This is a genomic window from Pseudomonas sp. MAG733B, assembly GCF_036884845.1.
In the GTDB taxonomy this organism is placed as follows: domain Bacteria; phylum Pseudomonadota; class Gammaproteobacteria; order Pseudomonadales; family Pseudomonadaceae; genus Aquipseudomonas.
In genome coordinates this window covers 2,623,560-2,645,554 of the sequence record NZ_CP145732.1, presented here as the reverse complement: position 1 = coordinate 2,645,554, position 21,995 = coordinate 2,623,560, and the positions used below count along the sequence as shown (strand labels likewise).

The window sequence follows — 21,995 nt, the reverse complement described above, 5'->3', positions numbered from 1 at the left end:
CTGTCGTCACCGTCAGCTTTGGGTCGATTGCAGACTTTCTTTCAGACAGAAACCAACTAGCGAATGCTTCAAGCAACCTCCTCCCGTCGCGCGGCTTCAATCCGCCGCCACAGCTCCTCCTCGATCAGCTCACTATATTGCTCAGTCAATGCCGCGCAATCACTAGGGCCAAGCTTCGACGCGTTCCCGTTTTCGTCAAATGCCTGGGCGGACAAAATTCGAAATTCCAGTTCGCGGTAGCCGCGAGCCTCCCAGTCGCTTGTTGTGGCCCAGGGGTCGGGCGGCACATCGAGCAGTTCGGTGACTTCGCACTGCAAGGCATATTGATCCAGGTTCACTTCATAGATCATGGCGCCCTCCGTAACCTCATGACGCATACTCTTTTGAGCGGGGACCATGGTGGAAGTGCAACGAAATTGCCGGAACTCTCGGGCCATGCGAGCAGCCTTAAGAGAATCCCTAAGTAGAGGAGCATTCCATGAACATTTACCACGTCGTTGCGGATGGCTCAGGCTGGAAGCTGCATACCCAAGGAGCGGATAAAGCCTTGCTCAGCACGCTGACCAAAACCGATCTGCTCGAACAGTTGCCAAGTTATATGGCGGGTCGCACCGGCTCGGTGAAAATCCACACCGAAACTGGAGAGATCGAAGAGGAGCGCACATATCCCCGTAGCGAGGATCCGCGCCGCAGTAAAGGCTAGATCCCATGAGCCGTTAAGCCGTCCGCCACCGGAATTGCTTTCCGGCCTTTTGTGTGCAGATCATGATTCATGCTTGGACCATCAGGCCTGGTCACTCGTTAGCCTGCGACTGCCGTCCAAAAAAAACTACTGCCCGTCGGCTCTTACTCGCCCATCGCAAGAGACTCGATTACTGTACATAAAACCAGTACCTGTACAGTGAAACACGCTCATGAATTTCGACCAGGCTAAAGCGCTGAGACTTCAGCAGTGGCGCTCGACCCTCGACGATCACGACTTTCGAATGCAGAACCCCGAGGCTCATCGACAGACCCTTCACTCCATGAGCGCCACATTGGTCGCTGAAGGGTTGATTGATCAGCTGCAGCAGTTTGACATGAACGAATTGGCAAACGCGGCTTACTGGCACGCCGTAGAAGAATTGCAAACTCACCCAGCCTTTTACTGCGGGGCTTCTTCGTATGATGTTATTCGAAGCGAGACCAACGAGCTGTTCGGCACCATCAGACGTTCTATCTTTTATGCGAGTACGCCAGCTCGAAGGGAGCGGTCGTCATATGACGGAAAAATCTATAGCGATGCGACGGGCGCAAACCTAGTGCTCAGTCTCTCTGGAGCCATCGGAAGAATCAGCGGACTGACGCTGACACTTGCCAAGGGCGAGCAGTACCATCTCATTGAAACCGGTCGGACAATCGAAGGTGTGACTTACCAACCGATGGAGGAACCGGACCTCTATCGTTCGCTGGTCGATATTGCCCAGGTTGCTCAGGAGTCCCGCGATTTACGTTTATTTGAAAAGGTCAGACCGCTGATTGATCTGGCCAGGTTCTGCATTTGCTCAGACTGCCTTGATCACTTTGCCCGGAGAGATGACTGCCCCAATTGCTCTGGCCAAGGATTCGTCACAAAGCAGCGCTCAGCGGGTCTACCCTGAAATAAAACCATGAGGGACCGACCATGTGCGGCCGACTTTCACAGTATCGTGGTATTCATGATTTCGTTGCGGCACTCAGTATTCCCAATGCACTGATCAATTATGTTGGTGACCAACCGCTCGAGCGCTATAACGCTGCGCCGTCGACGCAACTCGCCCTCTTCCACCAGGAAGGTCAAGTTCTGCGCGCCGACATGATTCGCTGGGGATGGCGACCGCACTGGGCCAAAGACCGTGCCGCTCCAATCAACGCGCGGGTCGAGAAAGTAGCTCATGGACCTTTCTTCCGGGCGATCTGGTCACACCGGGCCATCATTGCCATCGACAACTGGTTTGAATGGGTCGATGAAGGCGGGCCAAAAAAACAGCCCTACCTGATTCGTCATCGTGATCAAACACCCATTCTTTGTGCTGCGATCGGTCAGTACCCAAACGCTGAGCATGAACCCAACGAGCACGATGGATTCGTGATCATCACCGCCGATAGCGCCGGCGGCATGGTCGACATTCACGATCGTCGTCCAGTTACGCTATCGCCAATTTTAGCCCAAGAATGGCTCGACCCCGCCACCACAAGCGAACGCGCCGAACAAATGGTGCTTCTTCAGGGTGAGCCGACAAAGACCTTTGAATGGTTCAAGGTGAATCGCGCGGTAGGCAACGTCCGAAATCAGGGTCGGTCTATGATCGAGCCGATGGAAGACATCGAAAGTAGCAACAAAAACGACGGCTGATGGATCCGGATTATCTTCACTGCGTCATCCAATGCATGACCAGCAAAACCGCAGCGATCCAAATGATCGCCATCACAATGGATAGGCCCACAAGCTGCTTGTCCATGGCCGATTCTGCGTGGATGGAACCGATATGATGGACCTCGACACCTCAACCGCCAAGCATTCCTCAAGCATTCTTCGCCTCAAAATAATCCGCCCAACGCCGAAGGCTCCCAGTTCATGATCACCAGCTCACCGCTGATCTCGGCTTTGCCTTGGCGCTGATTGGTGTTGCTGTAACGGATGTCCAAATTTTCAAAGTGAAAGCCTTCGAACACCCGGCGAATGTCCGGGTGGTCATTGATACTGACCATCACCTTGCCTTTGCAACGCCGCATAAAGTCGGCCATCCGCTCGTAGTTTTCGAACGGGAAGTCCACGCCGTAGCCGGCGGTCTGCCAATAAGGCGGGTCCATGTAGTGGAAGGTATGGGCACGGTCGTAGCGTTCGGCGCAGTCCAGCCAAGGTAGGTTTTCGACGTAAGTGCCGGACAAACGCTGCCAGGCGGCCGAGAGATTCTCCTCAATCCGCAACAGATTGATGGCTGGGCCGGTGGTCGCGGTTCCGAAGGTTTGCCCGGTGACCTTGCCGGCGAAGGCATGGTGCTGCAGGTAAAAGAATCGGGCGGCGCGCTGAATGTCGGTGAGGGTTTCGGGGCGGGTCATCTTCTGCCACTCGAACACCTGGCGCGAACTGAGCGCCCATTTGAACTGGCGCACAAACTCTTCGAGGTGGTTCTGTACGACGCGGTACAGCGTCACCAGGTCTCCGTTGATGTCGTTGAGGACTTCGACGGGCGCCGCCTGGGGCCGCATGAAGTAGAGCGCGGCACCGCCGGCAAAGACTTCGACGTAACATTCGTGTGGTGGAAAAAGCGGAATGAGGCGATCGGCCAGGCGGCGTTTGCCGCCCATCCAAGGGATGATGGGTGTGGACATAGATAGCAAGACCTTTACTGTATGGATAAACAGGTGCTAGGCTCGCTGCGCTTTGTGCACGGAGCAAGAGCCTTGGCTGGACTTGCAGGGACAATCTGCATGGACGGCGGCCGGGCGGGATGTTGACGCATCCAGTCCGGTCGCTCTTTTTCACTTCGGTGTTGAGATTTGTTTGGCGTAGGCCTGACAGGCCGCCAGGGCGATCAATCCTTGGTCGCCGGCATCGGTGATGCCGATAATTCGTTGAGCATGCGCCGGGTCAAGTTCGGCTCTTGTGGGACCATGAACCACCCCGCTGGTGGCGGTGCCGGCTGACACTGCGCAGCCGCTGGCTGTATCGGCGGTGTCGAGTAGGACTGACAGGCGCACATCAGCAGTGGCAAGGCGATCGCGTAAGCGACCTTGATCACGTTGGACATCGCTTAAGACTCGGTAATGGATTTGTTCGCTGGCTGAAAGCTTCTGCTCCAGGACTAGACGTTTGTCCTGCTCGGCGCGCTGTTGCGTGGACGAGGCCAGAGCCAACTGGTTGAGTGTGTCGGTATGCAGTCGGGCCTGTTCGGCGAGCTGTTGACCGTAGCGCCAGTCTTGAACCTGCCAGGCCAAAGCAGCAGAGCCAGCGGCCAATGCGGCCAGCGATACGCCGAGTGCAAACAGCCGATATGGCGCCGGGATCAATTCGCCGATACGCATAACACCGCCCTCGCCCGCTCCCACAGTTGCAACCGATCCGGCAGGCCATTGAGACCGCCGTTGATCTTGCGGGTAATCGATTCGAATTCATCCCGATCCGCCAGGGCATTCAGCTCACGTACCCACCAGAACCACGCGGCCGATTCAGCGGCCCACTGCGGTAGCTCCAGCAGCTCGGGGGTGCGCAGCAAACGTTCGTCACCAAACAGCGCCAGGCTGCAGCGCAGGTAATTACTGTAGCCGGTGATTTGAATCAGCCCTCGACCGCGATAACGCTGACCATCGCCATCCACCTCTGGCGTATTACCCAATCTGGCAGCCAGCGACCCGATGTCGTACTTGCTGAGGTACTGCTCGCCGCCCAGTTCGCGAACGTATTGCAGTTGACCGGATTCATGGCCCACTTGGGCGAGGAACGCCGCTTGGCGTTTCGGTGTATTGATCTGCCGATGTGCCATCGCGGCATTCAGTGCGGATACAAAAACGCCCGCTTGGCGGCGGGCGTTGGGCATGATGCGTTGCAGATGTTGCTCGGTTAAGGGCATACAAACTCCAGACAGAAAAAAACCGCACAGGGCGGCGATGAATGTTTTGTTGCGTTACGCCAGGCTGACCACCTTGACCGGTTTGTCGGCTTTCTTTTTCTTGCCCTTGGCTTTGGCCTTACCTTTTTTGCCGCCGTTGCACTCGACTGTGGTCGACCAGCCCGCTTGGGTGTAAACCTGCTCTACCGAGTCGGCCAGGTACTCGCCATCGAGCCCGACCTTGAAGCCCTGGGCATTGATTGAGCGCTCGGCAAAAATGTCGGTTCGCCCGGGCATTTCAAACCGTACGCCGGCGGTCGAGCGGTTGAACGCGGCCAGGCGTGCCTTGGCCGCTGCCTCGGCGGCAGTCTTGTTCGGGTGAATGTGTCGATCGGTATGCACCGCCGGCAGGCCGTCCGGCACGTCGTCGTTGTCCAAGGACACCACGGCGAGCTGGCCGGTCTTCTTGTCCTGATGCGTGGCGGCCACCGACCTGTGCGCGTTGCGATCGCCGAGGCGAAATTGCCAGCGGCTGACGTCGCTACGCGTGAGGGTGATCACCCCGAAGGCTTTGCCGCTTGCACTCTCGCCACCCTGGCGCGGCATCACCAACAACTTGCCGTCGGCGACCTTCGCCGTGCAGTCGTATTGCTTGGCCAGGCGCGTGATGAAATTAAAGTCGGACTCGCTGATTTGATCAACGCGCTCGACCTTGGTGGCCACTGGGCACACCGGCTGCCAGCCGTTACGCGCGGCGATATCGGCGACGATCTTCGACAGTGGCACGTTTTCCCAGCTACCGCTGCGAATGGTCTTGCCAGTGCCGCGCATGTCGCTGGCCTTGCCCTGAATCACGATCGTGTCGGGTGGACCTGACACGGTGATTTCGTCCACCACGTAACGGCCCATGCGGGCCAGGGACGTCTCGGCGTAGCCCAGGTAGATCTCGATCCCCGCGCCACGGCTCGGCAGCGTCACCAGGCCATCGCGGTCGTCAATGCGCAACTCGAACTCGTCTGACTCCATGCCGGTCTTGTCGGTGGTACGAAGCTGAATCAGCCGATCATTGATCAGGCTGGTGATATCGGCCCCGTCGGCCACGATGCGAAATACAGGCGTCATGGATTTTTTCCAAAAAAAAGCCCGCACAAGGCGGGCCAGAAAGTAAGGAGCTTAATAAATTAAGCGAGGCGATTGTAGACCATCAATCCCAGAGCGTGACCTGCTCTTCGATCGGCTTGGACAGATCCGGCAGCACGATTAGCACGCCGGCGCGGTACGGTTGCGCCTCATCGGCCAGGCCCTGATTGGCGTTCAGGACTGCCTCCACGCTGCCGACCAGATGGCCATAAAAGTTATGACAAATCGTGTCCAACAGGTCCCCGTCAGACGTTCTGCATGTCGTCGCCATAGCGCACAAACTCCAATGTGAACCCTTGTTTACGTGGGATGCCGCCCTGCATCAGCGCGCTTTGCTCTTCGTCAAGACTTTTCAGGCACCAGGTGCCCAGCACGTCGCCATAACCAGTGGTCAGGGTCAGCGGCTGAAGCTGGGCGCCGAGCGTGCGCAGCGTGTCGAGCTGTTTCAAGCCGCCCTTGAGGCCGGGAATGATCGCGCCCTTGAGGGTGATTTTCTCGTCGCCCATGCCGACCGCTTGCTGGGCCGGACGCCGTGATAGGCGCTCTTGCGAGGCCCAACGGAATTCAGTCGAGCGGCGCAACTCATCAAAGGCGGCCGTGTCGAGATTGAAGAAATACGGCGGCGCCTTGGGGTCTTGCGGCTGGATGATCAGCAGGTGCGGAAACGGCTTAACCGCCTCCGGCGCCGGCGTCTGATCGGTGGCAAAGGCGCCCGTGGGCACGATGTTGGCCAACGCCGGGCTGGCCTTGCCGGCAATCTTGTTAATCGCCGTCGCTGCTTTCCCGGCCTGTTCCTTGAGCGTACCCAGGCGTTCGTCCATCCCCGACAGTGCCCGGGTGGCCTTGTTGTAGGTGGCCACCACCGCGCCGACTTTGGCCTGCGCGGCATTCACCCCGCGCATGACCCGCTGAAGCTTGGCGCCGACCACCGGGCCGACAAAGGGCAGATCCTCCAGCTCGGACGCGGCACCGGTGATTTCGCTGATCGCGCCATTCATCGGCCCCAGCATGCCGTCCAGGCTGCGCCGTCCGGTTTCCCCCGCCGAGGCCAGGTATTTCAGCCCCGACTGTAATTGGTCCAATGCAGGCATAAGCCCTCCGCGTTAAATATTCGGCGTGTCGTACAACTTGCGGCTTTCCAGTTGCTGGGCAAATTCGCGCTGGTGTTGGTCCAGATACGGCTTTATCTGCGCATACAACTGCGCGCCGTCTTTGACTTCGCCCTGCACGGTCAAGGTAAACGGCGCCTGAATATCCACCTTGGAATCGACCTTGATGCCCGCGGCCTCGGCCTTGGCCGGCGAGGGTGCGGCCAACTTCGCCGCCGCGTCGGCACTGGCCGGCGGCAACATCATGGCCTGCGCCGCATCGCCAGGCTTGGCGAACGACTGCGCTATGTTGCCCAGTACCGGTGGAATGTCCTTGCCGGCATTGGCCATCATCAGCGGCCCGGCCACCGGCATAGTCTTTTGGGGATCGTCGCCGCCAAACATCGTCTTACCCAAGAACCCGCCCAAGGCATCGCCGCCCATGCTGCCCAGGGCGCCGCCGATCAATCCACCAATCGCCGTGCCGACGACCGGAAGAATCAGCGAACCCAAGGCCGCCCCCGCCGCCGCACCGCCCAGCGTGCCCGCCAGCCCACCCGCGGCGGCGCCGTACCCTTCGGCCTTTTCATCTTTCGTGACGGCGTTTTGATAGGTGTCGACGGCCTTCAACCCGGCCTCAGCGACGGCGAACACAGTCGCCCCTTTCACCACGCTACCGACGCCGAGCCCACCGCCGGGCGCACGACCACCGGTCGAAACCGCGGCTTTTTCAGCCGTCGACGCCAGGCCGCCCTTACCGCCCTTACCACCCTTCTTGCCTTTCTTGTCGCGCTTGCCGTCCTCGTCCAGATCGCCGACGTCCAGGCCATCCCCACCACCGCCGCCACCCACCACAATGACCTTTTGCGGGATGTTGGGATTGCCCATCAGCGAGCCGCGCCCGATGTTCATCAAACCCTTGGCGATTTTGAAGCTGCTAAACGCGGTTTGCGCAGCGATCACCGCCGCTACCGCCGCGCCGATCCCCGTCACCAAGCGTGGCGATTCATCCGACAGTTTGCTCAGTCCCTGGGCGACGTAGGTCAAACCACCGGCCACGGCATCCGTCACCGGGCGAAAGGCATCGCCGATCGCGCGCATGGCGTCATCCATGCCCTGGGCCATTTCTGCCCATTTCTGCGCCGAGGACTGGCGACGCTCTTCCAGGTTCCGATCCAAGATGCCGCTGGCATTGGCCGAATCTTTTTTCAGCTTGTCGTACAGATCCTTGTTCTGCATGTACGCCGTCAGCGCGCCCTTGACCTGCATGTCGGCGAACAGGTCGCCGGTGCGCAGGGCTTGTTCCAGGGACGCAATCATGGCCTTGGCCTTTTCCGGATCGGCTTCCTTGCTGATCTTGGCCGTGGCTTCGGCCATCGCGGCGGCCTTCTTCGGATCGGTCGCGGCAATGTATTTCTGCGCCAATTCAAAGCTGGATTCCAAGGTCGACTTGCCATTTTGCAGGCCGGTGTTCATCGACGCCTGATAGTCGATCCCAGCTTTTTTATAGGCCTCGACCGTGTCGCCCGAACCGATTTTTTCCATCCAGTTCTTGAGGTTGTTCGCCGCCTCATCGGAACCGCCGGCGGTCTTCATTTGCACCTGAAGCATGGCGCCCAGTTGCGACACCGAATCCATGCCGGTGATGCCCAGCTTGCCCATGCCCGCGAGCAATTCGGGGAACCAACGGGCCATGTCGGCCGCCTCAAAGCTGCCCGCCTGGCCTTGGTAGGCGATCGCCTCCAGGGCCTTTTGCATCTGCGCCGGGTCGGTGATCTTGGCGTTCTGCCCCAGGGCATTGATCATGCGCGCCGTTTCGGTGCCGTCCGAACCCTGGCCCACGGCAAACTTGGCCGCGGTCGGGGCGTATTGCAGCGCCTTGTCCAGCTCCATGCCGGCACCGACCAGGGCATTGACCACCTCGGCCACCTGATTGCGCGCCATGCCGGTATCGCGTGAGGTGCCGATAATCGTCTTGGACAGCTGCGCCTCTTCCGGCTTGTTGGCAATACCGGACTTGATCGCAATGTCCCGAATGATCGCGCCATAATCTGCGCTGACCTTGGTCGGGACCGCCATCGCCAGCGTGGCCGCCGCGGCCTGGCCGACGCTGCTTTTCAGGTTCTGCTTGCCCTCATCGAGCTGCATGTGACCTTTGGCTTTCAGTTCGGCCTTGGCCGCCACGGCGCCCATGCTGGTGTAAGCCTTGGTCAGATTGCGGACTTCAACACCCTGTTTTTTCAGGCTACTGAGATTGGATTCAAGCCGTTTCAGCAGTGCGCCTGCTCCCTGCTCACCGGCCAGGTGCGCCTTACGCCACTCATCACGCAAGCGGATGGTGTCGCCGATGGTTTTCTCCAGCACCCGGGCTTTGTTGCCTTCGGCTTCCAGTTTCTTGATGCGCCCGGTGACATCCTTAAAAGCGTTGCCCACGGTGGAGCTGACCGCCCCACCAATGACTAAACCGAGCGCGAGTTTGTTCGCCATGTGCGTGCCCTATGCGTCGTCGAGTTGATCGAAGGCGGCTCAATCCGTGAGCCACCACACCATCCGATCAAAAGTCATGGCCTCGATCTCGGCCGCCGAGAACCCCGTCTCTTTGGCCAAGCGTTTCGCCGCGATCTTGAGCGTGGTTGCGTTACACGTCGTCCTCTTCGACCAAGCGAAAATAGCCGGCCTGCAAGCGGTTATAGTCCTTGAGTTTCAGCGCTAACAGGTCCGCCTCGGCGACCGAAAGCAAGGAGCAAAACAGGTGCAGCTCCATCTTTTCCATGTCGCCGGCGGCGATCATTTTCGCCGCGTTGAATTCCTTCACGCTGGGCGCGCGCATGGTCAACTTGTCGACCAGCACGCCGTTGAAGCTGGCCTGATAACGCAGCGTTACGGTAACGCCTTCATCCGTGACAGCGAGCCAGGCCGGCAGTGTTTGAGCAATCAGGGTCATGGGGTTTTATCCTTAAAGGCCAACGGCCGAGCGTTCGGCAGCGAGTTGATCAACACCGTCGATCAGCTGAATCATGTTGAGCGGATCGATTTCGTACATCACACGCCCGTCGATTTCGAGCTTGTAGTAAACGAGCTTCACCGCGTGTTTGATTTCGGCCTGATCGCCCGGCTTCCAATCGCCCATGTCGACCTCTTTCACACCGCCACGCATGGTGACGACGACCGGCGTGACCGCGCCCTTGAGGCCTTTGTACGCGCCGCGAAACACCAGATTGCAGGCGGTCTGATCGGACAGACCCAAATACTTCAGCGTCTCGCGGCGCACGCCGTTGGTGGTAAACGCGGACTCCAGCTTTTCCATGCCGACAGCGAACTCAATCGGCGCCGACATGCCGCCGCCCTGATAGTCGAGGGTCTTTTGCGTCAACTTCGGCAGAGTCAGGCTTGGCACTTCGCCGGACAGGCTCACGCCGTCGATAAATGCGACGCAGTTGGTCAGAACTTGAGGAATCATTGAACGGCCCCCTTAGGCTGTTTCGAGAACTTCGGTCAGCCACTCGTTGGTGACTTCGATAAGGAAATTCGGGTTTTCCGCCGGCGGCACGTCGGTGAAGCGAATGCGCCAGTAAATTTTGCCCTGCTCGATTTGGCTGGCCGTGTTCATTTCCTTGTCCGCGTAGACTTCGAAATTGATCACTGCGCCGGCGTTTTTCTGATCGCGCATGAACGCTTGCAGACCTTCGGTGACGTCTTGCACGTAGGTCTTGGTGATCGAGCGGTCCACCGCCCACTTGTGCCCGGCCTGGATCGCATCCATGAGGATGTCGCAGGTACGCACACGGGTGACAAACGCCCACTTCGCATCAGCGGAGCAAGTACGGTTGCCCCACAGGCGATACCCGCCGTCACGAATGATCGTGGTGATATTGGCGTTGTTCAGCAGGTTGGCCCGACAGGTGTCGTCGCCATCCAGGTACTCGATCGGGCGACTGGTACCGGTGATGCCGACAAACTCTTTGTTCGACGGCGATGCCCAATAGCCGTAATTGGCATCGGTCCAGGCGAACAGGCCAGCGACCCACGCCGAGCCTGGCGCGTCGACCGTCTCACTTTTGCCCGTATCCCAGTACTGCACGCCAGGATCGACCAGATACACCCGCTTACTGCCGAAGTTTTCGGCGTAGGCCAGCGCTTCCTCGTCAGTGGTGTTCGGGCCGTCGACAATGGCTATCGCGCGTAACTTGCCGGCCAGGGCATCCATGGCGGTGGCCACCGCTTGCGTGGCGGAATGCCCCGGGGCGATCAACAGTTTCGGCTGGGCGTTGTGTTTGCTCTTGCCGTCCAGCAGCGCTTGCAGGCCGGTACGCTGGCCATTGGCGAGAACGCCGCCGATGATGGCCGAGGTTTGCAGCGCCTCGTCTTCCAGCTTGGGCACGCCGATGGCGACGATCACCGCTTTGGCGCGGACATAGATCGCCTGACAGGCCCGGGTGATCGCCGAATCGGCGCCGAACGCGGCAATGGCCTCGCGCTCAGTCGTAATCAGCACCAATTCGCCGGCCTTGGCCGTGGCCAGAAGGCCCGGGGTGAAGGTGTCGCACAGACCAATGATCGACGACGACGGCAACGAAATGGTGCGCGCGCCGGTGTCGATCAGCGTCGTAGTGACGCCGTGAAAAAAGCCAGCCATAGATTGATCTCCAGAAACGAAAAAGCCCCGCGAGAGCGAGGCCGTGAGGGTGTTGGCGTTACGCATAACGGAAAAGAAAACGCCCCGTCAGTGCGGGGCGTTTATTGGGTTTGCTCAGCAAGCCAGGCCGGCGGGTTCGGCCGCCGCTGGCCATCCGGAAACTCGGGCGCTTGCGGCCAGTCGCGCAGATCCTGGCGATACGCGAGCAACTGCGCATATTGCTCAGTCGTTAACGTAGTTTCGCGGGCAAGCTCTTGCTCGTCACGATGCCGCGTGACCAGCCATTCGGTGGCCGCCAGCACCTGATTGCGCCATTCGCGCTCAAGCCCTGCAGTATCGTCCACAACCGCCAGCCTTGGCCGCTTGGATAGCTCCCCGCTCTCACTCAAAAGCCAAGTGCAGCCGATATCCTGCGTCACCTCATACCAGCGACCACCATCAATCAAAACCGCGTTTTCAGGGATGTCATGTATACCCTCGATCAACTGCGCGACAACTTCACTAGCGTCATTCACAAGCAGATATTTGCGCACAGCGCCCCCTTAGTAACCGAAGCAAAAGAAAAAGTAAGCATTGGCAGTACCAGAAACATCCGGCGTGTAATGCGGCCGATTTCCGATCGAGATTTGGCTTAGGGTCGTTCCAACCGTCGCCGAGTTATTACCCGTTCCGCGCCTGATCGCCCCAGCGCATACAGCCGCCGTAGGGAAGGGAATCGTATAGTTGAATGTCCCCGAAGCTGAGTTAGCAATATCGGGAGTGGTCCCCCACTGGATGATAAAACCACCCAGCCACGTCGGCAGAACGATGGCGCCGTTTACGCCCTTAATGAACTGAAAACCAAAGCGCATTTTCTTCGGCGTCACGATTGTGGCGTCATCCATGCCGGCATCGGTCAGCGCCTGCGTGGCGATCTTGGCTGTGCCCTGATTAATTTCCGTGGCTTGTGAAGCCAGCACGACCAATGCCGCAATATCAATGTTTCCTTGATTGATCGGCGCGTTCCAAGCCTTGATACACATCACAACCGCAACGTTGCGCGGGCGTCCCACGCCAAACGCGACCTCCGCAGTATCGACTAGCACGCTTGTCAAACCAGCGGATTGCGTCACCATCTGCCCTGATGGATAGTCGGCAGCGCTACCAGCGTCGTAACCCAAATCGGCCCGAGCATTCGCCGCGGTGATCGGTACAACCCCGGAGCGATCCCCTACAGTGCCAACTCCACCACCAATATCGAACGAATGAACGCTGCCCTTTTGCCCGCTACCAACCGCCCGCCCAGCATCCACCCCGCGCCCATGGTCCCAGCCCCGCTCGAATTCGCCGCGCGACTCCGGCAGACGGAAGTTACCCGCGCCCTCGTCGCCACGGTTGAACGCGCCGCCCAGGAACGTCGCCAAATCTGGAAAAGCTGTGATGCTCTTGACCGATCCGTCACGCTCCAGAAAGCCCGGCGGCACCTTATTTACCGGGAAAGACACTTGCGCCCCGACCGGCAGCGCCGAGGCCTGGGCAATCATCGCCTCGATTTCGGTCTTGGTGTAACTGTCACTGATGCCCATTCCGGCCAACGTATTCGGGTTATCCCCCGACACCACCACCCCGCGATTATTGACCTTGACCCGAGTGAACTCACCGGCGGTTTTGTTCGCCGGCAGGACTTCCAGAATGGCCGCATCGACGTAGGCGCGTGAAGCCAGCACCACCGCCGGATCAATCTTCAGCGTGATATTGCCGGCGTTGTTGACGATGAAATTCATCCGCACCACTTGCGTGCGGCCCGAGCCTTGCGACAACAGCGGCTTGTAGCTCGGCGCGCAGTTGGCCACCGCCACTAGATCGCCGGCCTCGTCATACAGACCGATTTCACGAATCCAGCGCCCGCCCTCATCGGCCGGGATAATCTGCTCGGCGATGATGATTGCCGGGTTGGCTGGGTCGATCTTGAGCTGATTCAGCGGTCGGCGCCGCCACTCATTGATTAGCTTGGTTTGCGTGGAAGACGGGACCGGGTTAGGTGGATCAGCCACCCCGGCAAGGTTGGCATCCCCCAGGCCCATATCGGTGATCTTCCAGGGAATGCCGAGCGCGTCGGCGTTCGCCTGTTTGGCCAGCCCCACGTTGGTAAGGATGGCGAAAAACTGCGAATTCGCGTCAATCATAATAAACGTCCAGGGTGTCTATGGTGTGTTCACGGCCGAGCACGGCAAAGCTGCCCGTGACCTCGATGTCACGCATCACCGGCGGGTATACGTCGATTTCGTCGCCTTCATAGAGGCAGGCCGCGATATTCAAATGGCCTTGCGTTTCCAGGCTGATCGCCAGCCCGGTCAGCTTGCGGCTGACAGGTTTCGCGTCGTCGATCAGGCGCTCAAGCTCCTGATACATTTCCTCGGTGATCCCGGTGTCCAGCACGCCAACCTTCAGCGCAAAGGTGCCCGGCTCGCCTTCGGGCACCGTGTTGAACCATTCGATGATTTCGATCAGGTAGCCCAGTGGCTCGACCACGCGACGCAGGGCGCCGATCGTGCCCTTGTGGGCATGGATGTAATACGACGCCTTGATGGCCGCGCGCTTGGTCGCTTCCGACCAACGATAATCCCAACGATCTACCGACCAGGCCCAAGCCAGGTGGGGCAGCAAATGCACCGGACAAGTATCGGCGTTGTACAAGGTGCGCAACGGCACAATGGTTTTGTCGTAGAACGACGCCTCCAGGGCGCGCTCCAGTGGCGTGCTATTGCTCGGCAGTAGGCTTCTCATGTTGCCCCCGCCAGCACCACGCTCCACTCGGTGCAATACGCCGCCTGTGCCTTGGTCGGAGCCAGATCAACCCACCCGACCAGCTCAACCCGGGACACGCCAGCAACGTGCAATTGCGCATCCACCGCCGAGCGCGCCACCTCGACGCCCAAGCGCTTGCGTGGATTGACCCAGGACCCCAGGCGTTTTTTGGCTTCGGCCAGGCTAGCGTCACCCTCCGGCCCGGCGCTGCTCATGTGCAAAATGGCTTCAATGCGATAGTCGATAATCTCAGCGCTTTGCACCGTCACCCGATCGCCCACCGGCCTGACATCATCGTCATTCAATGCGTCGGTGACGATCGCCAGCAGCTCGGGACCGGCCGCGCCTTTGCCTTCGGTACTCAACACCGTGACCGTTACACACGCGGGCGATGGGCTTTCCGCCGAGGCATCCATGACCAGGCCCGAGGCATTGCGCGCATGCAGGATGTAGCTGTTACGCGGGCCGGCCGTGGTCAATCCCTCAAAGGCCAGCTGGATGCGCTCGCGGTAAGGGTCGTCCAGCTCCATGACCTTCGCCACCGGCGGCACGGCCAGCAGATCCTCGGCCTGGATCACCAGCCGCGGCAGGTTGACGTTGGCCCCCAGGTGATCCAAATCCGGGCCGATGGCATGAGCCAACAGCAGCGCCTTGGCGGCGTCATTGACCCGGGCCCGATTGCCCACCTTGTTATAGGCCCCGACCTCGATCAGCTTCACCACCGGATCACTCTCCAGCGGCGCGCTCCAGTTGTCGCCCATGTAGCCGCGAAAGGTGGCCAGCCCTTCCTCATATGTCGCCTCAAAATCCAACGGCTCCAGCACATCCGGCGCCGGCAATTCCGACAGATCCACGATGCTACTCATACGCTCACCTCTACCAGAAAGCGGTCGCCGAGGTAGTCGCCGGCAATGCTTAGATCGATCTTTCCACCCAGCACCGCCAACACGCGGACGCTCTTCAGTTTTAGCCGCGGCTCCCAAGCCATCAGCGCGCGGGCGGCCTCGGCTTGCACGGAGCTTTTCCAACCCTCGTTAACCGGCAGGTCGACATAGGCGCGCAGCTTGCTGCCATAGTCCGGCCGTTGCCGCCGGGCGCCCGGCGACGTGCCGAGGATGTCGGCTATGGACTGTCGCAGATGCTCGATGCCGGAAATGGGCTGCCCGGTGTGGCGATCCATTCCGATCATCTAAGTCACTCCGCGGGCTGGAATTCAGCGTTGGCTTTCAGGTAGGTCACAGCCTGCTCATCGGACGCCGACACCTCGACGCAGCCCTTGGCCACCGCCAGCGTGCGTTTGCTTTTGGGGATGATCAGGGTGCGCGAGGTGTACACCTTGTCGCGAAAAGTAAGCAGCAGATCCGCCGTCGGCGATTGTTCGGCAGCAGGCTGGTCGATGGTCTTGGCCATGTTTTCTCCGGGCATAAAATAGCCCGCACTTGGCGGGCTGGATGATTGCGGGTTAATGCGTGTGATGGTTGTCGCTATTGCCAGTGGCGAGAATATCGGCGCCGCTGGTGATGCTCCCCACCGCGTGCAAGGTGCCGCCAATTTCAACGCCTTCCGTTACGCGTAACGGCCCTTGAATTTCCACGGCCGCGACAAGCTTCATGTTGGCCGTCGTCACGGTGATATTGGTGTCGGTCGTGATGGATTCGGTCGCGCCCACTTTGGTGATTACTTTCCCCGTCGGCAGCGTGATGGCGTAGCTATTGGCTTCCCAGTCGTAGACCAGGGAGCCGCCATCGTCGAAGCGCCAGGCCTCGACATGATCGCGGTTATCAGGGGGTGGCCCGGCGTTGCCGTACAGCCCCGGGATAAACGTCCCCATACCCGCCTGGCCGCTCGGGTTGAACAACACCCCTTGCTCGCCGACGCTGGGTACCCGCCAGTGCCGCGCCTTGCCAGCAGCCAGGCTGTGCCAGCGCACCCAGGCGCTGGTCCATGCACCATTGGAGACGCGCACCGTCGCCGCTGGCAGATCCACACCGACCACCGCGCACGGCATCAGCATGGCGGCAATCATCCGATCGTGTTCGGACAGGGCGTGGCTCATAGATCCTCCGGACTCACCGGGCCATCGCCGGGCTCGATATCGAACACCAGCGAGCCCGGCGGCTCATCTGGCCACGGCCACTCCTCAACACCCAGGTAAATCTGGTGCGTCCATTCGACCAGCCAGACGGTGTAACCATCGAGCTCCGGTTTGGTCCAGTCCTGCAGTGCCTGGACAAACTCGGCCGGTTCGACGGCGAGCCCCCAATTTTGCATGCGCAGCAATACCGCCAGTTGGGCCGCCAATTGTGCGGCCTGTTGGCAATGTTGCGGGCGGATGGGATCAACAATAATCCGTGCTTCGAAACGGCAAATCAGGGTTGTTTCACCGGTACCAATATCCTTACCCGGTTCAATCTCGGCCATCTCGATGAACACAACAGGCAACGCGATGCGGTCCTTGATGCTCGGCCAGGCCGTGACCGCTTTGATGCCGGGTAACTGGCTGAACAGGTGTTGTTCAATCGCCTTGTACAACTGATCGAGGCTAAATGGTTCATCAGGCATTCGCCGTCCCCTTCAGGTACTTCTGCAGCTCAAAGTTGAATTCTTGCTTCAGAATTTCCAGCAAGCGCGAATTGGCCTTTTTGATCCATTCGTCAAAGTGCGGCCGGGCTTGCTCCAGCGACACCTTGGCCTTTGCCAACGGAAAGCGATTGCCGTTTTCCGCCACCCAGCCAGAGCTGGCTTCAGCAGCACCTGACACGGTGCTGTCGGGGTAATCGTCGGCGTTGAAATGCTTGCTCGCGGTACGAATCCAGATGTCGGGTTTGTTGCCATAAACCTGCTTGAGGAAGGCACCCTGATAGCGCCGCCCCGCCACCGAAACACCTCGGCCGGACTGCCGTGCACGACCAATGCGACTGGACTCGATGGCATTGAGACCGAACCACAATTTGCCGCTGGTTGCGCCGCCGGAGACCGGGTATGCCCGCAGACGCTGACGGACTGCCGCGACGGCGATCCGCTCCTGGCGACTGACCGCCCGGGCAATATGGGTGCGCAGCCAGCCCAACGTTTTGTTGATCGCTCGGCGCTGGGCCGAAGCGGCGGCTTTGGGTACCAGGCTGGCGAAGTTTTCAAAGGCTTGCAGATCTGCGGTCGACGCCTGGATGGAGATCATCCCGCCGTCGGCCGAGGGTTTGTAGAAGCTGCCGATACTCATGCGCGCATCCTCAAGATCAAAGCGACCAGACCGTCACCGCTCGGTTCGAGCTGCAGCAAGTCGTAGTTGCCGCCACCGTCCAGCTCGGGCAGATCGATGCTTACCAGCATGCCCTGCTCCAGCCCCTGTGAATCGCTGACGCGAATCTCGAACCGAGGCTCACGCAGGCCGGTGTTGAGTTTGCCGATCTTTGGCTGCAGCCAAGGCGCCGAGAACATGCCGAGCACGGGCTCCTCGCGACCCTCAATCCGCGCGCCGTCGCCCAGGGTTTCGAACACCACCGCGTCGATGTCGGCGATCAGATCGCGAAAGCCCATGATCAGAGCTCCAGCAGAATCTGCGCCAGAGGCCGGGTGCAGAGGTGCAACGGGTTGGACTGCGCTTCACCAGCCATGCCTTTATTGAACGGCATCGGCTCGATCTTGCTGTAGTACGGCACGCCCTCGGTGTTGACCGTTTCCATATAGTCGGCCGGGGCAAACACCGAGATGTACAGGTCCGGTACGCCTTCGGGAATCAGCAACGCTTTGTCGTCATGGATGAAGGTCACGCCGGCGATTTTGCCGCGATAGCGCTCCCAGACAATGCCACCGAATTCGAAGCTTTCACGGGCATCACCGCGCAACGCAGCGGCTTGCTGACTGTTGAGAAAGGTCTCTTTCACCGACTTGTGAACGATCAGCTTGTTCCAGAAGTTTTTGCCACACAGGGCGCGCGAGCCACTGCTGGTGATGCTACCCAGCGCATCTTCCTGCAGGTCCAACGCTTCACCGCATTTGACGCGCAGCTCGGTCTCAGCATTGGCGAGCCCCATGGACATTTTCTTGCGGGTCACGCCGAAGGTTTTGTAGATGTCCAACAGCACCGTCGACCCGTCGGCATCGAGAATCTGTCCGTTCAACGCGCCCATACGCTGAAATTCGTGAGTGGCATCCAGCTGCCGACGCGCTTTGGCCAGGCGCTTATTCACCACGTCCTGGACCGCCTGCAACTCGGAGCGCGTTCCGAACGCGCGGATACCCTGAATCTCATCGGCCTTGATCGCAAAGCGTTGCGGCAGGTGCACGGTATTGAATGGAATCAGGTTGCGTTTCGTGCCACTGACCACCAGGCCAGACGTACCGCGCTCACCGGCTGGTACCAAAGCCAGGATGTCGCCATCCTTTTCGATTTGCACGGTCAGGGTGGTGATGCCTTCTTCCTGGAACAGACCCAGGCTGCTAATGCGGCCCGGCAGGTATTCCTGTTCGTTGATGGCGGCGGTCAGCGAAGAGACCGAAAACGCGTCATCGTTAAAGATTTCAATATCAGCCATGAAGCAATCTCCAGAAAATAAAAAACCCGCACTCGGCGGGCTGGAAAAACAGGGATCGTCTTAGCGGACGATCAGGAAGTGGGTGGCGAGCGCCTTCTCGGCAGCAGGGTCCAGGCCCGTGAGGTGGGCTTCGCTGACTTCAGCCAGACGCACCACGGCACGACCCCGACGCACCACATCCGATTCGCCGAGCGGGCCGTAAAGGATGGCGATCGCGTTTTCGCTGCCGTCTTCGGCCGTCGGGCTGTACGGGGCGAACTCGCCGGTCAGGCTGACCAGACCGAGGATCTGCCCAGGCTCCAGTGCAGGGCCTGCGGCGACGTTGATCGCTTCGCGGGAAATTGTACCGGCCGCTTCAGACAGGAGAAATTCGCCCGCATGCATTGGCTCACGTTGGATGGTCATCGTCTTACTCCTGAAGCAGGTTGGGATTTACCGGTCTGAGCAGCTTGGCGTGCGGACCAGATGGAAGGTTGATCGATTTTTTTGGCCTGTACCTTCAGTGCCGGGTCATCGTCCAGCGGCAAGCTGTTGTCGATTTCGAAACCCTTGCCACTGCCGACGATCTTGTCGAACAGGCGCGCACGTACCGCTGCGACATCCAGGCCAGCGGCAACGAACTCGACACTGAACTCGGGCAACCGCGCAGCCACGCAAAGATCGTTCACCGCTTTGGCCCGAGTCAGACCGGCCTGGACGATGGCTTCGCTTTCGAGTTTGGTGGAGCTGAGCAGTGGCTCAACCAAATTGCTGATGCCCGATTCGGCACAACGCTGGGTGATCATCAGGGCCAACTTCGTCGAGTCGACCACGGGAGGCGTCAGCGGCGGATCATCCGGTTCCAAGTCCGGATCAGGCTCTGGCGGTTCGTCGAGCTGGGCCAGTAGTTCGGCCGGTGCGTGCTGATAACGCTGCAACACGGCGCCTTGGCCGACGCAGGCCTTAACCGTGACGCCTTCACCCACTTCGTCCGCCAGCCCCAAGGCCACCGCCTCATTGGCGGTGAGCCAGGTTTCATTGGCCACCAGGCGCCGCAACTCAACCTCATCAATGTCTGGTGCCTTGGCCTTGTAGGCCGCGATGATCGCCTCCATGGTTTGATCCAGGACATCGGCCACCTTGCGGAAGTCTTCGGCATCCCCTGCCGCGTAAGTCCAGGGGTTGTGAATCATCAGCATGGCGTTGGAGGCAATCACCACCCGGTGAGCCCCACACACCGCCACGCTGGCAGCACTGGCGGCCAAAGCATCCACACGGCCAGTGCAACGCTCGCCCAAACGCGACAACGCGTTGTGCATGGCCAGGCCGTCGAACAGGTCGCCGCCGATGCTGTTGAAGGCGGCAATCACCGGCGAGACGCCGTCGTCCATGGCGCGCAGATCCTGCACAAACTGATTGGCGGTGATACCCCAGCCACCGATCTCGCCGTAAACGAACACTTCGATCACCCGCTCGGCGGCTTCACCGCTCGCGTGTACCGCGTACCAGGTTTTGTCTTGCACCGGCACGCGCTTGCCCGCCCGGTTGTAAACGCGCGGTCGCGTTTTCTTGCTCATGGTTGCTCCTTGTCGTCGATCGGGACGAAAGCGTCGAGGGTGGTGTAATTGAGGCCGAGGGTGGTGGCCCGGACCAGATCGGCGGCGTTTTCCGCGTCGACCGTTTCCGCGTCGTAGCCGGTGCGCAGGACCATCTCACTGCGCGAGGCGAAACCGGCTTGTACTTCCATCCGCCGGGCCTGGACGTCCTGTACCGGCTGGATGTAGGCCCAGCCTTGCGGGACCCAACGTGTGCGCAGGTATTCACGGCGCCGTTGCGCGTAGTCCTCTAACACCAGAACACCCGATAACACTGCCATGTCCATCCAGGCCGCACGGACCGGTCGGCAAAGCTGATGCACGTAGACGCCGAATTGCAGTTGCTCCAACCGACGCCGGAACTCGTTGAGCACCACCCGCAGCGCCCGGTCGTTGACCTCGCGCATGTCGCCGGTAAGGATCTCGTACGGTGTGCCGGTACCGGCAGCAGCTGCCATCAGTTGCTGTCGCATGAAGTCGGGGTAGTTGTTACCCGCATCCGGCGGTTTGGAGAACTCTACCTCTTCACCCGGCCCGAGCTCCTGCATAGTGCCGGGCTCCAGCGCCACCATCGGCGTGAAGCCGTCGCGATCCAGGCTCAACGGTTGGCCGGTGACAGGATCCCTCGGCGTGGGGCCGGAATCCGGTGCCGGTCGACTGATAAACCCGGCGAACAGGTTGGCGACTTCCTGGCGAAACAACACTGCATCGTCGTAGTTGTCGAGGCTGCGCAGGCGCTTCAACACCGGCGACAAACGCGGCACGCCACGCAACTGACCTGGCTCGACCGGTTCGAAAATATGCAGCACCTGCGCGGCCGGCACGCGCACCAGTTGGTTGTAACCGGCATTCAGCGAAGAAGCATCACGCGGGTGCGAGAGGTACATCCAGTACGCCACGCGCTTGCCACCCGGGGTGAATTCGATCCCGGCGCGGATGAAGTTGCCGTCGCGAGTGGTTTCGAACTTGTCGTGTGGGACAAACTCGGGGGCCAGGATCTGCAACTGCAACGGCACCGCGAGACCTTCGTCCAGGCCACGCGGGCGCAGCCGAATAAAACATTCGCCCGAGGTTTCCACTGTGCGCGCGACCAACGCCTGCTGGCCGTTGAAGTCGGTGCGCTCATCGGCGTCCGACTCGTCGACCCAATCGTCCCAGAGTTCCTGCAGCAATTTGCGCAGGGCTTCGTCGTCGGTTTTTGGCCTTGGCGTGATACCAGTGCCGATCAGGTTACTGACGCGTTTGTCGATTACGTTGTAGGCATAGGGGTCGTTGCGAACCGCTGCCCGTGAACGCGATCGCAGGTTGCGCAACGCCGGGGTGTTGATGCTGTTGATTCCGTTGTCGGGAGCATCCCAGCCAGTGGAACGTCGGCCCTCCCCGGCGCCTTCGTAACTGGCTTTGATGTTCGACGGCAACACGAATCCGTTACGGGTGAGCGTCGGATAGCGGGCCATTAGAGTCCTTTGCCTCCGTGGTACAACCGAACCACCCGAGAGCGTGGCCCGGCTGCACTGATCAACGAGGCGCGAATTTCCTCGCGTGCCTTGAGCAGTTCGTCGACGGTTCGGTATTCCACGGTGCGGTCGGTGTAACGAACGACTTTTTCACCGCGAGCGATGGCCGCCTCAACCGCGTCGAGGTGCTTTTGGGTAAAGGACATA

The 21,995-nt window shown here is 60.1% G+C and carries 29 protein-coding genes; 3 read left to right on the top strand and 26 right to left on the bottom strand.

All coding sequences use genetic code 11. The features are described from left to right. Positions 1-68: 68 nt before the first annotated feature. Positions 69-350: a hypothetical protein gene (locus tag V6Z53_RS12120; protein WP_338585740.1), complete on the bottom strand. Its 282-nt coding sequence runs from the start codon at positions 348-350 to the stop codon at positions 69-71. Between the two features lie 128 nt (positions 351-478). Here V6Z53_RS12120 and V6Z53_RS12115 point away from each other — a divergent pair, with 128 nt between their 5' ends. The 3 genes from V6Z53_RS12115 to V6Z53_RS12105 all read left to right on the top strand — a co-directional run bounded on the left by V6Z53_RS12115 (position 479) and on the right by V6Z53_RS12105 (position 2,374). Further along, entirely contained in the window at positions 479-703 is a 225-nt protein-coding gene (locus V6Z53_RS12115) for a DUF2188 domain-containing protein (RefSeq protein WP_338585739.1), read from the top strand. A 211-nt stretch (positions 704-914) separates the two neighbouring features. Beyond that, positions 915-1,640, top strand: coding sequence for a hypothetical protein (locus V6Z53_RS12110; RefSeq protein WP_338585738.1), 726 nt, complete (start codon positions 915-917; stop codon positions 1,638-1,640). Positions 1,641-1,663: 23 nt separating this feature from the next. After that, on the top strand, positions 1,664-2,374 hold the full coding sequence (locus V6Z53_RS12105; RefSeq protein ID WP_338585737.1) for an SOS response-associated peptidase family protein: 711 nt from the start codon (positions 1,664-1,666) through the stop codon (positions 2,372-2,374). Between the two features lie 185 nt (positions 2,375-2,559). Here V6Z53_RS12105 and V6Z53_RS12100 read toward each other — a convergent pair whose 3' ends face one another. The 25 genes from V6Z53_RS12100 to V6Z53_RS11980 form a co-directional block, all read right to left on the bottom strand. Beyond that, positions 2,560-3,354, bottom strand: coding sequence for a DNA adenine methylase (locus V6Z53_RS12100; RefSeq protein WP_338585735.1), 795 nt, complete (start codon positions 3,352-3,354; stop codon positions 2,560-2,562). Between the two features lie 150 nt (positions 3,355-3,504). After that, positions 3,505-4,047 (bottom strand): lysis protein, encoded by a 543-nt coding sequence (locus V6Z53_RS12095; protein ID WP_338585733.1) that lies wholly within the window; start codon positions 4,045-4,047, stop codon positions 3,505-3,507. Beyond that, positions 4,029-4,592: a glycoside hydrolase family 19 protein gene (locus V6Z53_RS12090; protein WP_338585731.1), complete on the bottom strand. Its 564-nt coding sequence runs from the start codon at positions 4,590-4,592 to the stop codon at positions 4,029-4,031. The genes V6Z53_RS12095 and V6Z53_RS12090 overlap by 19 nt, the downstream gene beginning before the upstream one ends. Before the next feature lie 54 nt (positions 4,593-4,646). Continuing rightward, positions 4,647-5,693 carry a contractile injection system protein, VgrG/Pvc8 family gene (locus tag V6Z53_RS12085; RefSeq protein ID WP_338585730.1) on the bottom strand — a complete coding sequence of 349 codons (1,047 nt, stop codon included), beginning with the start codon at positions 5,691-5,693 and terminating at the stop codon, positions 4,647-4,649. 82 nt (positions 5,694-5,775) lie between these two features. Further along, complete coding sequence (locus V6Z53_RS12080) at positions 5,776-5,982, bottom strand: tail protein X (RefSeq protein WP_338585728.1); 207 nt, start codon at positions 5,980-5,982, stop codon at positions 5,776-5,778. After that, positions 5,957-6,802: a phage tail protein gene (locus V6Z53_RS12075; protein ID WP_338585727.1), complete on the bottom strand. Its 846-nt coding sequence runs from the start codon at positions 6,800-6,802 to the stop codon at positions 5,957-5,959. Before V6Z53_RS12075 ends, V6Z53_RS12080 begins: the two co-directional genes overlap by 26 nt. Positions 6,803-6,814: 12 nt before the next feature. After that, complete coding sequence (locus V6Z53_RS12070) at positions 6,815-9,286, bottom strand: phage tail tape measure protein (protein WP_338585726.1); 2,472 nt, start codon at positions 9,284-9,286, stop codon at positions 6,815-6,817. Positions 9,287-9,437: 151 nt separating this feature from the next. Beyond that, a complete protein-coding gene (locus V6Z53_RS12065; protein ID WP_338585725.1) occupies positions 9,438-9,743 on the bottom strand; it encodes a phage tail assembly protein in 306 nt (101 codons plus the stop codon). A gap of 12 nt (positions 9,744-9,755) precedes the next feature. Next, positions 9,756-10,259: a phage major tail tube protein gene (locus V6Z53_RS12060; protein WP_338585724.1), complete on the bottom strand. Its 504-nt coding sequence runs from the start codon at positions 10,257-10,259 to the stop codon at positions 9,756-9,758. Positions 10,260-10,271: 12 nt separating this feature from the next. Continuing rightward, positions 10,272-11,435 (bottom strand): phage tail sheath family protein, encoded by a 1,164-nt coding sequence (locus V6Z53_RS12055; RefSeq protein WP_338585723.1) that lies wholly within the window; start codon positions 11,433-11,435, stop codon positions 10,272-10,274. A gap of 101 nt (positions 11,436-11,536) precedes the next feature. After that, on the bottom strand, positions 11,537-11,968 hold the full coding sequence (locus V6Z53_RS12050; protein ID WP_338585721.1) for a phage tail assembly chaperone: 432 nt from the start codon (positions 11,966-11,968) through the stop codon (positions 11,537-11,539). Between the two features lie 9 nt (positions 11,969-11,977). Next, complete coding sequence (locus V6Z53_RS12045) at positions 11,978-13,600, bottom strand: phage tail protein (protein ID WP_338585720.1); 1,623 nt, start codon at positions 13,598-13,600, stop codon at positions 11,978-11,980. Further along, on the bottom strand, positions 13,593-14,201 hold the full coding sequence (locus V6Z53_RS12040) for a phage tail protein I (RefSeq protein ID WP_338585719.1): 609 nt from the start codon (positions 14,199-14,201) through the stop codon (positions 13,593-13,595). Before V6Z53_RS12040 ends, V6Z53_RS12045 begins: the two co-directional genes overlap by 8 nt. Continuing rightward, positions 14,198-15,088, bottom strand: coding sequence for a baseplate J/gp47 family protein (locus V6Z53_RS12035; RefSeq protein WP_338585718.1), 891 nt, complete (start codon positions 15,086-15,088; stop codon positions 14,198-14,200). Before V6Z53_RS12035 ends, V6Z53_RS12040 begins: the two co-directional genes overlap by 4 nt. Next, positions 15,085-15,411 carry a GPW/gp25 family protein gene (locus V6Z53_RS12030; RefSeq protein WP_338585717.1) on the bottom strand — a complete coding sequence of 109 codons (327 nt, stop codon included), beginning with the start codon at positions 15,409-15,411 and terminating at the stop codon, positions 15,085-15,087. Before V6Z53_RS12030 ends, V6Z53_RS12035 begins: the two co-directional genes overlap by 4 nt. A 5-nt stretch (positions 15,412-15,416) precedes the next feature. After that, positions 15,417-15,632 carry a hypothetical protein gene (locus V6Z53_RS12025; protein ID WP_338585716.1) on the bottom strand — a complete coding sequence of 72 codons (216 nt, stop codon included), beginning with the start codon at positions 15,630-15,632 and terminating at the stop codon, positions 15,417-15,419. A gap of 52 nt (positions 15,633-15,684) precedes the next feature. Further along, on the bottom strand, positions 15,685-16,278 hold the full coding sequence (locus V6Z53_RS12020) for a phage baseplate assembly protein V (protein WP_338585715.1): 594 nt from the start codon (positions 16,276-16,278) through the stop codon (positions 15,685-15,687). Next, positions 16,275-16,784 carry a hypothetical protein gene (locus tag V6Z53_RS12015; protein WP_338585714.1) on the bottom strand — a complete coding sequence of 170 codons (510 nt, stop codon included), beginning with the start codon at positions 16,782-16,784 and terminating at the stop codon, positions 16,275-16,277. The genes V6Z53_RS12020 and V6Z53_RS12015 overlap by 4 nt, the downstream gene beginning before the upstream one ends. Further along, the gene (locus V6Z53_RS12010; RefSeq protein ID WP_338585713.1) at positions 16,777-17,442 is read right to left on the bottom strand and encodes a hypothetical protein; all 666 of its coding nucleotides are present in this window, start codon (positions 17,440-17,442) and stop codon (positions 16,777-16,779) included. Before V6Z53_RS12010 ends, V6Z53_RS12015 begins: the two co-directional genes overlap by 8 nt. Continuing rightward, positions 17,439-17,759, bottom strand: a complete 321-nt coding sequence (locus tag V6Z53_RS12005; RefSeq protein WP_338585712.1) for a hypothetical protein — start codon at positions 17,757-17,759, stop codon at positions 17,439-17,441. The genes V6Z53_RS12010 and V6Z53_RS12005 overlap by 4 nt, the downstream gene beginning before the upstream one ends. A 2-nt stretch (positions 17,760-17,761) precedes the next feature. Further along, a complete protein-coding gene (locus V6Z53_RS12000) occupies positions 17,762-18,757 on the bottom strand; it encodes a major capsid protein (RefSeq protein ID WP_074877060.1) in 996 nt (331 codons plus the stop codon). Between the two features lie 60 nt (positions 18,758-18,817). After that, complete coding sequence (locus V6Z53_RS11995; protein WP_338585711.1) at positions 18,818-19,162, bottom strand: head decoration protein; 345 nt, start codon at positions 19,160-19,162, stop codon at positions 18,818-18,820. Beyond that, positions 19,159-20,313: a head maturation protease, ClpP-related gene (locus V6Z53_RS11990; protein ID WP_338585710.1), complete on the bottom strand. Its 1,155-nt coding sequence runs from the start codon at positions 20,311-20,313 to the stop codon at positions 19,159-19,161. The genes V6Z53_RS11995 and V6Z53_RS11990 overlap by 4 nt, the downstream gene beginning before the upstream one ends. Beyond that, positions 20,310-21,788 carry a phage portal protein gene (locus V6Z53_RS11985; protein WP_338585709.1) on the bottom strand — a complete coding sequence of 493 codons (1,479 nt, stop codon included), beginning with the start codon at positions 21,786-21,788 and terminating at the stop codon, positions 20,310-20,312. Before V6Z53_RS11985 ends, V6Z53_RS11990 begins: the two co-directional genes overlap by 4 nt. Then, positions 21,788-21,994, bottom strand: coding sequence for a hypothetical protein (locus V6Z53_RS11980; protein WP_338585708.1), 207 nt, complete (start codon positions 21,992-21,994; stop codon positions 21,788-21,790). Before V6Z53_RS11980 ends, V6Z53_RS11985 begins: the two co-directional genes overlap by 1 nt. Position 21,995 lies beyond the last annotated feature (1 nt).

Excerpts from the sequence above, each read along its gene's own strand:
- V6Z53_RS12120 (WP_338585740.1), bottom strand. The coding sequence starts at position 350 with ATGATCTATGAAGTGAACCTGGATCAATATGCCTTGCAGTGCGAAGTC.
- V6Z53_RS12115 (WP_338585739.1), top strand. The coding sequence starts at position 479 with ATGAACATTTACCACGTCGTTGCGGATGGCTCAGGCTGGAAGCTGCAT.
- V6Z53_RS12110 (WP_338585738.1), top strand. The coding sequence starts at position 915 with ATGAATTTCGACCAGGCTAAAGCGCTGAGACTTCAGCAGTGGCGCTCG.
- V6Z53_RS12105 (WP_338585737.1), top strand. The coding sequence starts at position 1,664 with ATGTGCGGCCGACTTTCACAGTATCGTGGTATTCATGATTTCGTTGCG.
- V6Z53_RS12100 (WP_338585735.1), bottom strand. The coding sequence starts at position 3,354 with ATGTCCACACCCATCATCCCTTGGATGGGCGGCAAACGCCGCCTGGCC.
- V6Z53_RS12095 (WP_338585733.1), bottom strand. The coding sequence starts at position 4,047 with ATGCGTATCGGCGAATTGATCCCGGCGCCATATCGGCTGTTTGCACTC.
- V6Z53_RS12090 (WP_338585731.1), bottom strand. The coding sequence starts at position 4,592 with ATGCCCTTAACCGAGCAACATCTGCAACGCATCATGCCCAACGCCCGC.
- V6Z53_RS12085 (WP_338585730.1), bottom strand. The coding sequence starts at position 5,693 with ATGACGCCTGTATTTCGCATCGTGGCCGACGGGGCCGATATCACCAGC.
- V6Z53_RS12080 (WP_338585728.1), bottom strand. The coding sequence starts at position 5,982 with ATGGCGACGACATGCAGAACGTCTGACGGGGACCTGTTGGACACGATT.
- V6Z53_RS12075 (WP_338585727.1), bottom strand. The coding sequence starts at position 6,802 with ATGCCTGCATTGGACCAATTACAGTCGGGGCTGAAATACCTGGCCTCG.
- V6Z53_RS12070 (WP_338585726.1), bottom strand. The coding sequence starts at position 9,286 with ATGGCGAACAAACTCGCGCTCGGTTTAGTCATTGGTGGGGCGGTCAGC.
- V6Z53_RS12065 (WP_338585725.1), bottom strand. The coding sequence starts at position 9,743 with ATGACCCTGATTGCTCAAACACTGCCGGCCTGGCTCGCTGTCACGGAT.
- V6Z53_RS12060 (WP_338585724.1), bottom strand. The coding sequence starts at position 10,259 with ATGATTCCTCAAGTTCTGACCAACTGCGTCGCATTTATCGACGGCGTG.
- V6Z53_RS12055 (WP_338585723.1), bottom strand. The coding sequence starts at position 11,435 with ATGGCTGGCTTTTTTCACGGCGTCACTACGACGCTGATCGACACCGGC.
- V6Z53_RS12045 (WP_338585720.1), bottom strand. The coding sequence starts at position 13,600 with ATGATTGACGCGAATTCGCAGTTTTTCGCCATCCTTACCAACGTGGGG.
- V6Z53_RS12040 (WP_338585719.1), bottom strand. The coding sequence starts at position 14,201 with ATGAGAAGCCTACTGCCGAGCAATAGCACGCCACTGGAGCGCGCCCTG.
- V6Z53_RS12035 (WP_338585718.1), bottom strand. The coding sequence starts at position 15,088 with ATGAGTAGCATCGTGGATCTGTCGGAATTGCCGGCGCCGGATGTGCTG.
- V6Z53_RS12030 (WP_338585717.1), bottom strand. The coding sequence starts at position 15,411 with ATGATCGGAATGGATCGCCACACCGGGCAGCCCATTTCCGGCATCGAG.
- V6Z53_RS12025 (WP_338585716.1), bottom strand. The coding sequence starts at position 15,632 with ATGGCCAAGACCATCGACCAGCCTGCTGCCGAACAATCGCCGACGGCG.
- V6Z53_RS12020 (WP_338585715.1), bottom strand. The coding sequence starts at position 16,278 with ATGAGCCACGCCCTGTCCGAACACGATCGGATGATTGCCGCCATGCTG.
- V6Z53_RS12015 (WP_338585714.1), bottom strand. The coding sequence starts at position 16,784 with ATGCCTGATGAACCATTTAGCCTCGATCAGTTGTACAAGGCGATTGAA.
- V6Z53_RS12010 (WP_338585713.1), bottom strand. The coding sequence starts at position 17,442 with ATGAGTATCGGCAGCTTCTACAAACCCTCGGCCGACGGCGGGATGATC.
- V6Z53_RS12005 (WP_338585712.1), bottom strand. The coding sequence starts at position 17,759 with ATGGGCTTTCGCGATCTGATCGCCGACATCGACGCGGTGGTGTTCGAA.
- V6Z53_RS12000 (WP_074877060.1), bottom strand. The coding sequence starts at position 18,757 with ATGGCTGATATTGAAATCTTTAACGATGACGCGTTTTCGGTCTCTTCG.
- V6Z53_RS11995 (WP_338585711.1), bottom strand. The coding sequence starts at position 19,162 with ATGACCATCCAACGTGAGCCAATGCATGCGGGCGAATTTCTCCTGTCT.
- V6Z53_RS11990 (WP_338585710.1), bottom strand. The coding sequence starts at position 20,313 with ATGAGCAAGAAAACGCGACCGCGCGTTTACAACCGGGCGGGCAAGCGC.
- V6Z53_RS11985 (WP_338585709.1), bottom strand. The coding sequence starts at position 21,788 with ATGGCCCGCTATCCGACGCTCACCCGTAACGGATTCGTGTTGCCGTCG.
- V6Z53_RS11980 (WP_338585708.1), bottom strand. The coding sequence starts at position 21,994 with ATGTCCTTTACCCAAAAGCACCTCGACGCGGTTGAGGCGGCCATCGCT.